The 14,613-nt window shown below is 38.0% G+C and carries 12 protein-coding genes; 5 read left to right on the top strand and 7 right to left on the bottom strand.

The window, feature by feature from the left end; translation table 11 throughout:
* The first annotated feature begins 48 nt into the window (after positions 1 to 48).
* The 5 genes from ACUN24_RS25750 (at position 49) to ACUN24_RS25730 (ending at position 9,402) form a co-directional block, all read left to right on the top strand.
* Positions 49 to 537 carry a cytidine deaminase gene (locus ACUN24_RS25750; RefSeq protein ID WP_445565071.1) on the top strand — a complete coding sequence of 163 codons (489 nt, stop codon included), beginning with the start codon at positions 49 to 51 and terminating at the stop codon, positions 535 to 537.
* Positions 538 to 746: 209 nt separating this feature from the next.
* Positions 747 to 2,435, top strand: a complete 1,689-nt coding sequence (locus ACUN24_RS25745; protein WP_445565070.1) for a PNGase F N-terminal domain-containing protein — start codon at positions 747 to 749, stop codon at positions 2,433 to 2,435.
* Between the two features lie 1,940 nt (positions 2,436 to 4,375).
* Positions 4,376 to 7,273, top strand: a complete 2,898-nt coding sequence (locus ACUN24_RS25740; RefSeq protein WP_445565069.1) for a DNA gyrase/topoisomerase IV subunit A — start codon at positions 4,376 to 4,378, stop codon at positions 7,271 to 7,273.
* Between the two features lie 359 nt (positions 7,274 to 7,632).
* On the top strand, positions 7,633 to 8,292 hold the full coding sequence (gene pnuC / locus ACUN24_RS25735) for a nicotinamide riboside transporter PnuC (protein WP_445565068.1): 660 nt from the start codon (positions 7,633 to 7,635) through the stop codon (positions 8,290 to 8,292).
* A gap of 21 nt (positions 8,293 to 8,313) precedes the next feature.
* Positions 8,314 to 9,402: an acyl-CoA dehydrogenase family protein gene (locus ACUN24_RS25730; protein WP_445565067.1), complete on the top strand. Its 1,089-nt coding sequence runs from the start codon at positions 8,314 to 8,316 to the stop codon at positions 9,400 to 9,402.
* Here the strand turns inward: ACUN24_RS25730 and msrA are convergent, their stop codons facing one another.
* The 7 genes from msrA to ACUN24_RS25695 form a co-directional block, all read right to left on the bottom strand.
* Positions 9,403 to 9,945 carry a peptide-methionine (S)-S-oxide reductase MsrA gene (msrA, locus tag ACUN24_RS25725; RefSeq protein WP_445565066.1) on the bottom strand — a complete coding sequence of 181 codons (543 nt, stop codon included), beginning with the start codon at positions 9,943 to 9,945 and terminating at the stop codon, positions 9,403 to 9,405. It lies immediately after the preceding gene.
* A gap of 364 nt (positions 9,946 to 10,309) precedes the next feature.
* Positions 10,310 to 11,359: a hypothetical protein gene (locus ACUN24_RS25720; protein ID WP_193420497.1), complete on the bottom strand. Its 1,050-nt coding sequence runs from the start codon at positions 11,357 to 11,359 to the stop codon at positions 10,310 to 10,312.
* Between the two features lie 90 nt (positions 11,360 to 11,449).
* The gene (locus ACUN24_RS25715; RefSeq protein WP_445565065.1) at positions 11,450 to 12,331 is read right to left on the bottom strand and encodes a class I SAM-dependent methyltransferase; all 882 of its coding nucleotides are present in this window, start codon (positions 12,329 to 12,331) and stop codon (positions 11,450 to 11,452) included.
* Positions 12,328 to 12,717: a type II toxin-antitoxin system VapC family toxin gene (locus ACUN24_RS25710; RefSeq protein ID WP_445565064.1), complete on the bottom strand. Its 390-nt coding sequence runs from the start codon at positions 12,715 to 12,717 to the stop codon at positions 12,328 to 12,330. Before ACUN24_RS25710 ends, ACUN24_RS25715 begins: the two co-directional genes overlap by 4 nt.
* Complete coding sequence (vapB, locus tag ACUN24_RS25705) at positions 12,717 to 12,962, bottom strand: type II toxin-antitoxin system VapB family antitoxin (RefSeq protein WP_445565063.1); 246 nt, start codon at positions 12,960 to 12,962, stop codon at positions 12,717 to 12,719. The genes ACUN24_RS25710 and vapB overlap by 1 nt, the downstream gene beginning before the upstream one ends.
* 24 nt (positions 12,963 to 12,986) lie before the next feature.
* A complete protein-coding gene (locus tag ACUN24_RS25700) occupies positions 12,987 to 13,739 on the bottom strand; it encodes an ABC transporter ATP-binding protein (protein WP_086547603.1) in 753 nt (250 codons plus the stop codon).
* Complete coding sequence (locus tag ACUN24_RS25695; RefSeq protein WP_121283731.1) at positions 13,739 to 14,473, bottom strand: MlaE family ABC transporter permease; 735 nt, start codon at positions 14,471 to 14,473, stop codon at positions 13,739 to 13,741. The genes ACUN24_RS25700 and ACUN24_RS25695 overlap by 1 nt, the downstream gene beginning before the upstream one ends.
* Positions 14,474 to 14,613: the final 140 nt, after the last annotated feature.

Genomic DNA, 14,613 nt, shown 5'->3' with positions numbered 1-14,613 from the left:
TCGCCCGCTATAAAAATTTAATATTGGCGGTTTACTAATTAGTTACAAATGAATTCATTAAATCTAAATATATCTTTTGAACAATACGAAAGTATTACAGAATTAACATTGGCGGATAGAACCCTTTGTGAATTTTCAGAACAGGCTTTAAATACTTCTTATTCCCCCTATTCCAGATTTAGGGTAGGTACAGCAATCCGCCTGGCCTCGGGCGAAACCGTTCTGGGCAGCAATCAAGAAAATTTAGCTTATCCATCAGGACTCTGTGCGGAGCGTGTAGCTCTTTTTACCATTGGCGCTACATACCCAAATGCAGTGATTGAAAGCATGGCTATTACTGCTCAGACTGATCATTTTGAGATTTTAAAACCTGTTACCTCTTGTGGCGGCTGTTTGCAGGTGATGGCAGAGTTTGAACGTAAGCAAAATGCACCAATCGAAGTGATTTTTTATTGCTTAAACGGAGAGGTTTTAAAAGTACCGAGTGTAAAGAGTTTACTGCCTTTTTCATTTGTAGAAGATCGGTTGGAGCGATAGGCGGGGAGGTATTTCTCGGCAGGTCGTCATTGCGAGAAGGCTTTTTCAGCCGCCAAAGCAATCTTAATGCACTCGCTATAACCCATAGTTGTAAGATTGCTTCGTCGTTCCTCCTCGCAATGACGATTTTTCTATTAGAATGTAATTATTCCTTCCAACTCTCGACCTCCCGAACCTCCGACTTTATCCTTATATTTCGTTTTTTAACCATGATGAAGCAACTCTATATCTTTACACTTTTCCTTTTTATTTCTTTTGGCGTAAATGCCCAGGGTGTACTCAAAAGTAATGCTGTTTATAAGATAACTTACTTCCGTTCGACTGATGGGAAGCCAAAAGAAGACCGTAATCCAACTGTGGTATTGGCTTCAACAAGCCAGAATTTAATCAGTAATGCTGGTATTCTCGATCATAAGGCAAAGTATCCTTACGAACAGAGTATTGTTACTAAACCTGCGCAAATTTTGTTTCAGGTTGCCGATTTAGGTATAGATAAACAAATTGCAACTGCTGATAGCCTTGCAATTGGTAAGCAAACTTTTGAGTTGAGCAACGAAACCAAAATGATTTTGGGTTATAACTGCAAAAAGGCAACTACAGTTGTTAACTCCAATCGAATAGACTTATGGTATACAACCGATGTTGGTATAAAAGCTGCGCCAACCAGTTTGGGCCAGAACCTTGGTTTGGTTTTAGAGCAGGTGCGTAACGGCAATAGCTTTATAACTGCTGTAAAAATCGAGGAAGTTAAAAATTCGAAACCGATTGATCTCCAAAAAATAAGTGCTAAGCTAACGGATGGATTAACGTATAAGGATTTGCTTTGGAAAAGCAGGTTCACGACTATAAATGTATTCGATAAAGAAACGATTAATTTTATAGATAAACCACAATCGAACGATTCTGTATTCCGATTTGCGGGGGGAACAGTAATTGCAAGGAAAGTTAAATTTCCCGAATACCAGTCCAATCCTAATGTTTTTGTCGATTTAACCGAGCAATCGAACGGCGATGCTTACGATAGAACAGGATCTGTATTTATTATCCCGACTGATAAGCAGATCAGTTTAATGGATGCACTTAAAAATTCTGTTAAAGACCTGCCTGTTTATAATAATGGAAACGGAAAGAAATACCAGGGCGTTGTAGCCACAGCAAATTATAATCCGGTTATAGAATTGATGCGCTTTTTTACTCCTTTTGGTGTTGGTAAATACAATACTTTAAAATTGAAGGATAAAAATTGGGCGGATAAAGTTTATTACAGACAGGATGTTTCAGAATTGTTTCCTTTGGTAAATGGAAAAGAAGTTTGGATAGCTGTTTTTATTGGTAACTATGATAAAGGCGGGCATAAAGTTTCTTTAAATATAACACTGCATAATGGTGGAAGACCAAAAGAAGCCAAGGAAGTGATTTTGCCTTTATTCAATTCGACCAATGTAATGGAAATGGCCGGACAGGAATATGCAACCATGTTTAGCAGTGAAAAAGGTTTGGAAGTTTCTTTTACTTTAACAAAAGATTTAAAGGATACGAAACTGCGATACATTACCACCGGCCATGGCGGCTGGGGTAATGGCGATGAGTTTGTACCACGGAAAAATACCATCTGGCTGGATGAAAAAGTGGCATTTGCTTTTACACCATGGCGCCAGGATTGCGGATCATACCGCTTATCGAATCCAGCTTCAGGCAATTTCGAAAGTGGACTTTCTTCGTCGGATTTAAGCCGCTCTAATTGGTGCCCGGGTACGGTTACCAATCCGGAGTGGATAAGTTTGGGTGATTTAAAAGCCGGTACGCATACTATAAAAGTAACCATCCCGATGGGTAAACCAGAAGGCGGCAGTTCTAGCGCCTGGAATGTTTCGGGTGTGTTGCTGGGGGTGGAATAACCTAAATGATTTGTCATCCTGAAAGCAGTGAAGTATATTTTTCTTGCCTCTTTTTACCATGTAAGGCACTTAAGTTAATATAAGCTCAATAGTTTATATGCTTACTTTTTACTAATTTCTAAAGGGTGATTGGTTGTATGCACTTTGTCACCCTAAATAGTACCACAAAACTATTTTTCTAAACCGGATTGCAGGGGAGATCCTTTTTTGCGGGCATGAGCCGAGTTGGAGGCAAAAAAGATCGTATCGGAAAGCCGGAGTAACACTTAACAAAACTTACGGAACCTGCTTTCCAAATCAATAAAAACAAATTATATTTCGGCAGGTGAGACACCAGCCGATAGGATAAAATGATTTGTCATCCTGAACGTAATGAAGGATCTTTTTTTACCATATAAGACATTTAAGGTGATATAAGCTCAAGAGCTTATATGCTATTTTTACTTTTTACTAATTTCTAAAGGGTGATTGGTTGTATGCACCACGCAACTCTAAATAGCAGCACAAAACTATTTTTCTAAACCGGATTGCAGTGGAGATCCTTTTTTGCAGCCATGAGCAGTGGGGCAGGAAGTCAAAAAAGATCGTATCGGAAAGCCGGAATTAACACTTAATAGAACTTACGGAACCTGCTTTCCAAATCAATAAAAACAAATTATATTTCGGCAGGTGAGACACCAGCCGATGAATAAAATGATCTGTCATCCTGAACGCAGTGAAGGATCTTTTTCTTGCCTCTTTTTTACCATATAAGACATTTAAGATGATATAAGCTCAATAGTTTTATGCTATTCTTACTTTTTACTAATTTCTAAGGGGTGATTGGTTGTATACACTTTGTCACCCTAAATAGTACCACAAAACTATTTTTCTAAACCGGATTGCAGGGGAGATCCTTTTTTGCGGCCATGAGCCGAGTTGGAGGCAAAAAAGATCGTATCGGAAAGCCGGAATTAACACTTAATAAAACTTACGGAACCTGCTTTCCAAATCAATAAAAACAAATTATATTTCGGCAGGTGAGACACCAGCCGATAGGATAAAATGATTTGTCATCCTGAACGTAATGAAGGATCTTTTTTTACCATATAAGACATTTAAGGTGATATAAGCTCAAGAGCTTATATGCTATTTTTACTTTTTACTAATTTCTAAAGGGTGATTGGTTGTATGCACCACGCAACTCTAAATAGCAGCACAAAACTATTTTTCTAAACCGGATTGCAGTGGAGATCCTTTTTTGCAGCCATGAGCAGTGGGGCAGGAAGTCAAAAAAGATCGTATCGGAAAGCCGGAATTAACACTTAATAGAACTTACGGAACCTGCTTTCCAAATCAATAAAAACAAATTATATTTCGGCAGGTGAGACACCAGCCGATAGGATAAAATGATTTGTCATCCTGAACGCAGTGAAGGATCTTTTTCTTGCCTTTTTTTTACCATATAAGACATTTAAGATGATATAAGCTCAATAGTTTTATGCTATTCTTACTTTTTACTAATTTCTAAAGGGTGATTGGTTGTATGCACCACGCAACTCTAAATAGCAGCACAAAACTATTTTTCTAAACCGGATTGCAGGGGAGATCCTTTTTTGTGGCCATGAGCCGAGCTGGAGGAAAAAAAAGATCGTAACGGAAAGCCGGAGTAACACTTAACAAAACTTACGGAACCTGCTTTCCAAATCAATAAAAACAAATTATATTTCGGCAGGTGAGACACCAGCTGATAGGATAATATTATTTTCTAGAGATGGGTACCAAGCGATCGTCCTTTCGAGCGGAGTGCAACGCAGTCGAGAAATCTATTAGATAGATCTCTCCGTTCCACTTCGTTTCAGTCGAGATGACGACTTTTTAGATCTCAAAATGTGAATAACCTCTCTTCACTCGGTGTAATCATTTTTATTATATTTACGGCTGCCAATTTTTGTAAATAAATGAGTGAAGAATTAGATCAAAACGTAAACGAAGAGCACAAACATACCATAACCCCAATCAACGGTTTATACGAAAACTGGTTTCTCGATTATGCCTCTTATGTAATTCTCGACAGGGCAGTTCCACACATTAACGATGGTTTAAAGCCCGTTCAGCGACGCATTATGCACTCTTTGAAAGAGATGGATGACGGGCGTTTTAATAAGGCGGCCAACGTAATCGGTAATACCATGAAATATCACCCGCATGGTGATGCATCTATTGGCGATGCGATGGTGCAGATTGGGCAAAAAGATTTATTGATTGATATGCAGGGTAACTGGGGCGATCCGGTTACTGGCGATAGTGCTGCTGCACCACGTTATATCGAGGCACGTTTATCAAAATTTGCCAACGATGTGGTGTTTAACCCAGATACTACCGAATGGCAGTTGAGTTATGATGGGCGTAACAACGAACCCATCACTTTACCGGTAAAATTCCCTTTGTTATTGGCACAAGGGGCTGAGGGTATTGCCGTGGGTTTGGCTACCAAGGTAATGCCGCACAATTTTATCGAATTACTGGATGCCTCGATAGAAGCCCTAAAAGGGGTGCGCCCAAATATATTGCCCGATTTCTTTACGGGCGGGATGGCCGATTTCTCGAATTATAATGAAGGACAGCGTGGAGGTAAAATCCGCGTTCGTGCGAAAATAACGGAGAAGGATAAAAAGACTCTGGTGATTACCGAAGTTCCATTCAGTACCACAACGGGTTCTGTTATCGATAGCATTTTATCGGCCAATGATAAAGGCAAAATCAAGATTAAAAAGATTGAGGATAATACGGCGGCCAATGTAGAAATTGTAGTGCACCTGGCACCGGGTATTTCGCCTGATGTTACCATTGATGCATTGTATGCCTTTACGGCCTGTGAGGTGTCGATTTCGCCAAATACCTGTATTATCCAGGGTGATAAGCCACTCTTTTTGAGTGTGAACGATATCCTGATTGAAAATACCAGACACACTAAAAATTTATTAAAGAGAGAGCTGGAGATTCGCTTGCACGAGTTGCAGGAGAAAATTTTCTTTAGTTCGTTACTTAAAATATTTATTCAGGAGGGGATGTACAAAAATCCTGAATATGAAAACTCAACCAATTTTGAAAAGGTTGTAGAAGTATTACATCTTTTATTTGAGCCATTTAAACCATCGCTTTACCGCGATATTTTACCAGAGGATTTTAAGAAACTGATTGATAAGCCAATGAGTAGCATCACCCGTTTTGATGTGAAAAAGGCCGATGAGCAGATGAAAAACCTGGAAGATGAGATTAAAGTCGTTAAAAACCATTTAAAACATCTTACCGATTATGCCATTGCCTGGTACCAGAAATTATTGAGTAAATATGGAAAAGGAAGGGAGCGTAAAACCGAAATCCGTTTATTCGATCGGGTAGAAGCATCGAAAGTAGCATTGGCGAACGTGAAACTGTACATGAACCGTGAGGACGGATTTATCGGGTCTGGTTTGCGTAAGGATGAATTTGTGGCTGATTGTTCGGATATAGACGAAGTAATTGTTTTCCGCGAAGATGGTAAATGTATCATCACCAAGGTGGCCGATAAAACCTTTGTAGGTAAAGGTATTATTCATGCCCAGGTGTTTAAGAAAAACGACGAGCGTACCATTTACAACATGGTTTATAAAGATGGTGCCAGCGGTACATCTTATATTAAAAGATTTGCCGTAGTTGGGGTAACACGCGATAAAGAATACGATTTAACCAAAGGATCGAAAGGCTCAAAGGTTTTATATTTTACTGCCAACCCGAATGGTGAAGCGGAAATTGTGAATGTTGCCTTGAAACCGCATTCTAAATTGCGTAAACTTCAGTTCGATCAGGATTTTGCAGAAGTAGCCATTAAAGGACGCGGATCGCAGGGGAATATCATTTCAAAATATCCGGTTAAAAAAATCGTTCTGAAGAGCAAAGGCGTTTCTACCTTGTCGGGTCTGAAAATCTGGTATGATGACTTATTAAAGCGCTTAAATGTTGATGGTCGCGGAAAATACCTGGGTGAATTTGATGGCGATGACCGCATTTTACAGGTACATAAAGATGGTTACTACGAGTTAAGTTCTTTCGAACTGAGCAATCACTTTGATGATGGATTAATCCTGATTCAGAAGTTTGATCCTGAACAGATTTTTGCCGCTGTTCATTTTGAAGGCAAAGCACAAAACTATTTTATCAAACGTTTTGCATTTGAACTGCAAGCTAACGGGAGGAAAACCATTTTTATAAGCGAGGAGCAGAAATCGAAGTTGCTGTGCCTTACTTCAAATCCGGCAGCGAAAATTATCGTCGATGTTTTAAAAGGTAAAACCCAGATTCCGGAAACGTTGGATTTAACCCTAGCTGAATTGATTGATGTTAAAGGGTTAAAAGCAAATGGCAATCGATTATCGCCACATGATGTACAGAAAGTAGTATTAGAAGAGCCTGAAGTGGCTGTTGAAGAACCTGAAGAAACCAGTGTTGAGGAAAATGAGGATGATGGCATAACGGTTAATGAGGCGGTTAGTAATGAAGAAACGACAACTGATACTGAAGCCAATGATGCTACAATTACGGATGAAGCTGTTGCAACGCAGCCAAAGCCTAAATTTGAACGTGCAGAATCTCCTGTAGTTAAAGCGGATAAGCCAGAGGTAAAAGAAAAACCTGTTGCGGTAGAAAAGCCAGTGGTAGAAAAAACAAAGCCAGCAGCCGAACCTGTTAAAAAGGAAGAAGTTAAAACCGAAGAAAAATCTGGGGTAGAAGAAAAACTTGCTAAAAAGATAGATTTCGAAATCACCAATCCGGATGATATCGATATTGACGATAAGGGGCAGTTGGGCTTATTTTAAATAGACTTGAGAGTTGTCAACTTTAAAGGCTCTGTTGGCAAGAAAGTTGACAACTCTTCGTATTTCAATCAAAACATTTCATTTTTAAACCTATATTTGCCTTGCTCAAAGGGGTGCTTGTTGATGCTGCAATTTCTGTTGCCATTAATTTGCTGAGATTATACCCATTTTGAGGTGAAAGGTAGATAGGTAGAAGGCAGAGGGTTTCCCCTCGACCTTACAACCCTCCAGCCCTCAACCTTAAATGAACCTGATGCGGGTAATGCCGCCGTAGGAAGAGGTTAAAATTTACAAAACTGTTTCGCCCTGAAAACAGTAGCTAATTGTTTTTTTACCGGCTGCAAAGCAAATTATTGCAAATGAATTTTCAAGATTGGTTTAAGCTTTTTCAGGAGCAGATTTTACACACCTCATTAATCGAATGGCTGGCTGTTGGTTTCGGCGTATCTGAAGTTTTATTAGCGAAGAAAAATAGTATCTGGCTTTATCCAACGGGGATCATTTCTATTTTATTGGTGATGAGCTTACTATATAGAGCGAATTTATATGCAGAAATTGTACTGAATGTTTATTATTTGGTAATGAGCGTTTATGGTTGGCTAATTTGGAAAAATCAGGAAAATCATCACCATAAGGAGGTTCTATGGTCAACAAAAAAAGAATTACTTATAGCTGTTTTAATTTCTGTAATAGGATTCGGAATTTTCTACACCGCTCTAATCAATTTGCCTGAACATTTTGTAATTGCTAAAATAGATATTTTCTTTACCAAATCGGATGTTCCAATTGCAGATGCCTTTGTTTCTGCTACTGCCTGGGCAGGAATGTGGCTGTTGGCCAAACGCAAAATAGAAAACTGGATATTCCTGAATATTTCGAATATTGTTGCCATTCCGTTGCTGTTTCATAAAAAGCTTCCTCTTATGGCCTGTTTAACTACGTTTTTGTTCGTCGTGGCTATATTTGGATTTTTTGACTGGAAGAAAATCATTAACAAAAGCAAGCTCAAGTTGGCTTAATTAGATTCTATAAAAAAAAACATGAGTGAAACATTAGCAACTACCTGGCAGGAAAAAGTAAAAGCTTATGCCGCACTTTCTGAAAAAATGGGTAAGCTTCATCCCGAAATTTTAGAACTGGCCTATCAGGAAAACTGGTTTAAACTTTTTGTGCCTGAAATTTATGGAGGACCAAACAAAAAACTCCCTGAAATTTTAAGACTGGAAGAAGAATTAGCAGAAGCCGACGGAAGTTTAGGTTGGACCATTACACTTTGTGCCGGTGCCGGCTGGTTTGCAGGGTTCTTAAATCCCGAATTGGCCGCAGAGATTTTTGCTAATCCCGAAGTTTGTTTTGCTGGGAGTGGTGCTGTTACTGGAGTGGCCATTAAAACGCAAACTGGTTATTTGCTCAATGGAAAATGGAGTTATGCCAGTGGCGCATTACACTCTACTATATTTACCGCTAACTGTATTATTAAAAACGAAAATGGTGATGACTTTCTGGATGAAAACGGAGAACCGGAAATTAAGTCATTCATCCTTAAAAAAGAGGAAGTAAATATTTTACCCGGTTGGTCTTACTTTGGCTTAATAGCCACAGGGAGCCATGCTTTTGAAGTTTGCGATTTAAAGGTTGAAGAAAATCGTGCCTTTCAAATTAACCAGCAAATTGAAGTAGCCGATTCTGGCTTTGACTATCCCTTTTTGCAGCTCGCAGAAACTACGTTAACGGTAAATAGTTTAGGCATGACCAATCATTTTATTAAGCTGGTAGAGCAATCATTTTACTCCCGTTCCGGGTTAGGGAGATATAGCGAAGCACAAATCTTGTTTTTTAATAATGAACTTAACCGCTGCAAAGAAGAAGTGTTAAGCCTTCGTGCAAAATTCTATCATACTTTTGAGACGTCCTGGAATCAGTTAATGAGTAATGGAGAAATTGCTGATGACAAATTAAGCGAGGTAAGTTCAATCAGCCGTAAACTGGTCCATGCCTGCTGGAAATCGGCAGCTACTTTATTTCCATACTGTGGCCTAGAGGCTGCAAAGAAGGAATCAGAAATTAACAGGGTTTGGAGAGATATTCATACAGCTAGTCAGCATGCTTTACTTACTTTCGAAATTTAATTATTCCAAAAACTCTGGTTTGATTTTATCTCTAAAATCAGTTGCAAACTTATTCAGTTTTGGTTGTATTACAAATGCGCAATAAGGTTTTCCATGGTTGTTGCTAAAGTAGTTCTGATGGTAGTCTTCAGCCTCATAAAATTCAGCCACGGGAGAAATTTCTGTTATGATGGGCTTGTCGAAAATGTGCTGTTTGGTTAAATCTTCGATCATTTTCTCCGTTAGTTTTTTCTGATCTTCATTTTCGTAAAACACTACCGATCTGTATTGCATGCCTACATCATTACCTTGCCTATTTAAGCTTGTAGGATTATGGGTTTTAAAAAACGCCAGTAAAAGTTCACTAAACGAAATAACACTTTCATCGAATACGATTTGAACCACTTCTGCGTGGCCGGTATCACCGTTACAAATTTCCATATAAGTAGGATGCTTTAAATCTCCTCCCATGTAGCCTGATGTAACCTGGCTCACGCCATTCAATGTTTGAAAAACGGCTTCTGTACACCAAAAACAGCCTCCGCCAAATGTTGCTACTTGCATATTCTACATATATAAAATCTGTTCCAATTTTTAGGTCAATCAAAAAAAAACTTTTTTTTGATATTACAATACAGTTAAATGCTAATTATTCCTGTATGTTTTAAGGAGGGCGTGTTTTGTATAAAGCATAAATCTTGTCGTAAGATATGCAAAGACATTTAACATTTCCGTTAATTTTTGAAAGTCTCGGCGCGGCGCTATAACTAGATAGAAAATATTTCAATAGACGCTGGTCTTAGCATCCCGCTGAGAAATTTATTATTTCTAATTTTTTGAAAGTCGTAGCATGACGCTACGACTAGATATGTTTTTTCAACTGGAAGCAAATAAAAAAGCCTGTAATCATAATTACAGGCTTCAATTTTTATTGATATTGGATATATATCGGTTTTGGTTTAAGTTTTAACAGCTCTTCTGGAGTCATTAACCGTTTAGGTTCTTTCTTCAGATCATTTTTATAAAATAGCTTAAATCCAGTAAACTGTACAGGCTCACCCTGTATAAAGTGGCGATAGGTGCCTATTTTTAAATCGGGTTCGCCCCATCCGTCCATATGCATTACCACCTGCACTTCAGGACGTAATTTAATGTTAGCTGAATTGGTTACCATTTTCTTTGTAAAGCGGTGCAATACAAATACTTTTGGAGGAAGATTGTGTTTTTTAACAATATCGGCCAGGTACTGCGTTACATAATTTACGTCGGCAGCATCATAAGTCCCTATTTTTCTGCCAGGTAATGAACCATCCTTCATTGAAAATTCCGGGTCGATACCTAAATGTACATAAGGCAGTTCAAGATATTTTTCTATGTGCGGTAATTCTGCTTTTATAGTACTTAAAGCCACCTGAAGATCTAAAAATACAATTGTGTTGGGTTGCATTTTGGCAATTTTTAAAACAGAATCGATCTGTTTATTTCCCATCCTGTTAATATATTTTCCATCTTTCCCTGGTGTTCCACTTGCCACTGCAGCAATATAGTGTAATCCTGGTTGTACAGGGGTAGTAGGATCAGCCTTTTCCCAATGTTTAACCTCTGCATTTAGGCGTTTCCACATTTCTTTAGGTGCATATTCGCCAAGGGCTCCCATTTTTTTCGAATGCAGGTTTCCATAATAAACAACAATGCGTTTAAACGGTAAAATAGCCCCAGCTAAAGGATATGGTTGTTTTTTTACTGGCCATCTTCCAGTAGTATCTCCGTTTGCCAGTTTTTTTACTAACGAATCGTAAAGCTTTGGATCAACCGGTTTCATTACGTTTACGGTCGAGTCGGTTTTCTTTTTAGTAGTATCAGATGAGAAGATTTTACCAATGCCGCCACTACTCTTACCATCTGAATTACAGTTGGCAAATAAGCTGATTGCGGCAAAACCAAGTATTAGGGTGCCTGCTAATTGAGGGAATTTCATAGAATATATTAGATAATTAAAATTTAGTCTTTTTCCGGACTGATGAAAGTAGGACGGAAATCTGATAGTTTAAAATAAAGTAATTAACATTTACACATTACAGAATTTACCGAAGACGCCCAATGGCAATTTAATGCCTGATGTAGCCTGTAAATAAAGTTCTCCCGTCTCAAGATTTTTAACCCCAGGAAAAGAAGTACGGATTAAATTTTCAACAATTACAGACGAAAAACCAAGGGAATAGGTATTTAAAATTAAGAAATGTTCTTTTTCATCTAATAATTGTACTACATCCTGCATCATTTCCTGGATATGATCTTCGAGTTTCCATTTTTCGCCATTAGGGCCGTGGCCATAAGCTGGTGGGTCTAGAATAATACCATTGTATTTTTTGCCCCTTTTTAATTCTTTCTTTACAAATTTTAGGGCATCCTCAACCATCCAACGGGTATCTTTCAATCCCGAAAGTTCCTGGTTTTCATTTGCCCAGGTAACCACCTGTTTAATCGAATCTACATGGGTGGTTTCTGCACCTGCTGCATTCGCAATTAGCGATGCCGCACCGGTGTAGGCGAAAAGATTTAAAACTTTTGGCTGTGGCGTTTTAAATTTTTTAATCGATGAAGAGATGAAATCCCAGTTTACTGCCTGCTCCGGGAATACGCCCACGTGTTTAAAAGACGTTAAACCTAAGCGGAGTTTAATGGCCACTTCATCATTTTTATATTCTACATGCCAACGATCAGGAATAGATTGATTTTTCTTTACCCATTCGCCCGAAGTAGCCGAACGGCCCCTGAAAGTGATGTTGGCCGTTTTTTTCCAATCCTGTTCTGAGTATGTTTTTTTCCATACCGCCTGAGGCTCAGGACGGATAAGGGTTACATTTCCAAAACGTTCTAATTTTTCAAAATCCCCGCAATCAATCAGTTCATAATCTTTCCAATGGGTTGGGGCAAGTAATTGTATCATGTATTAAATAACTTTAAATTTGGGTAGCTTTTGATATATTGATCATCAGTTATCAGCGTTAAATCATTAGCTATTGCTTGTGAAATAATAAGCCTATCAAAAGGGTCTTTATGTATTAAGGGTAGTTTAGAATAAGTAATAAAATCATCTTTAGAAGGCTGAATAATTTTTACCTGATACTTATCGAGTAATTGATAAATGGAGTTTATATCATCTTTTAACTTCAGTTTTCCAATATTTAGCTTTATTGTGATTTCCCAAATACTAACAATACTGATATGTTTTTCAGTATCAGGATTGTTTATGATCTCTATAATCTTTTTAGAAATAGCATTATCTCCATTAATAAAAAATAGAAATATGTGTGTGTCTAATAAAAAACGCATTACATATAATCCTTTAGCTCGTCTAATGGCTCGTTAAAATCATCAGAAATATAAAGAATTGTACCTTTTGCAGCGCCATATAAGCTTTTTGGTTCTTCGACAATATTTGTTTTTTCACTTTCCGATTTAGGAAAGCTCTTCGAATGTTTGACTTTTAAAAAATCAATAAAATCTTCTACCTCGTTTACCATGCTTTCTGGTAAGGTTTCCAATTTGTGAATGATATTTTTTGTAGCCGTTGTCATAACTAAACAAATATAAGAATTTTCTTAAAACTTATCTTTTGCAGCCTTCATGAAGCGGCTGGCGAATACGAAATCGTTTAGTTCTTTAATATCGGTATGTGCAATTTCTTTATTACTACCTTCCCAGAATTTTTTTCCTTCGTGTAAGAACAAAATGTAATCGCCGATACCCATAACCGAGTTCATATCGTGTGTTACCACAATGGTGGTGGTTTTATATTCTTCGGTAATTTCCTGAATTAACTCATCAATTACGATCGAAGTTTTTGGGTCTAAGCCTGAGTTAGGCTCATCACAGAACAAATATTTCGGATTCATAGAAATGGCACGTGCAATACCAACACGTTTTTTCATTCCACCAGATAATTCTGCCGGGAATAATTTGTTTTTACCCGCAAGGTTTACCCGTTCTAAACAAAAATCAACTCTTTCCAGCTTTTCTTTTCTGCTCTGATCAGTAAACATGTTTAATGGAAACATGATGTTTTCTTCAACGGTCATACTATCGAACAGGGCAGAGCCTTGAAATAACATGCCAATTTCTTTACGCACTTCAATACGCTGCTCGTAAGTCATCGGTGTAAAATCGCGGCCATCGTACAATACCGAGCCCGAATCTGGCTGATGCAAACCTACCATGCATTTCAGTAAAGTTGTTTTCCCCGATCCCGAACCACCAATAATTAAATTGGTTACACCTTCTTCAAACTTTCCTGAAATACCTTGCAATACATCATTTCCAGAGAAAGATTTATAAATATCTTTAATTTCGATCATTACAATAAAAGTTGAGTAACTAAATAATCGCAAACAAGAATAGAGATACAGCTAATTACAACTGCTCTGGTACTGGCCTGCGAAACTTCTAAAGCACCGCCACGAACATAAAAACCTTCATACGCCGGAACTGATGTAATGATGAATCCAAATACGAAAGCTTTTACCAGTGCTACTACGATGGTATAAGGATTAAAATCAGTGGTAATACCCTGAATGTATTCGGCAGGGGTTACCGCGCCTGATAGTGAGCCGCCCAGATAACCGCCTGTAATGCTTAGGAACATTGAAATAATAACCAGCATCGGTACCATGGTTATGCCCGAAATAATTTTAGGAAGAATTAAATACCCAGGTGCATTTATACCCATAATTTCTAAAGCGTCAATCTGTTCGGTAACACGCATCGAACCAATTTCTGATGAAATGGCTGATCCTATTTTTCCTGCCAATACAATTGCACTAATAGTTGGGCTTAACTCTAAGATACTGGAGTCACGGTTTACAGAACCGATAATGGTTTTTGGAATAAAATCACTAACCAATTGGAAAGCAATTTGTAAAGTCATTACTGCACCGATAAAAGTAGAGATAATAGCAATTAAACCTAAAGAGCCTACACCAACATAATCCATTTGTTTGGCGATTTCTTTCAGGTATATTTTCAGTTTTTCCGGCTTTCTGAATACAGACTTGAGTAGCAGGATGTATCTGCCGAAATTGGTAAAATTCATTCCGTATGTATTTGCTTAATTTAAATGATCGTTCTATACTACTACAAAGAAACGATAAAAAAGTTGGAGCGCTTTGCTAATTGTAAAAATATTCGTGGTTTTGAATATAAATATGGTTTTTTGTTAACAAAAATTAAACC

It is taken from the genome of Pedobacter sp. WC2501 (assembly GCF_052682415.1).
This window is presented reverse-complemented; position numbering and strand designations above follow the sequence as displayed.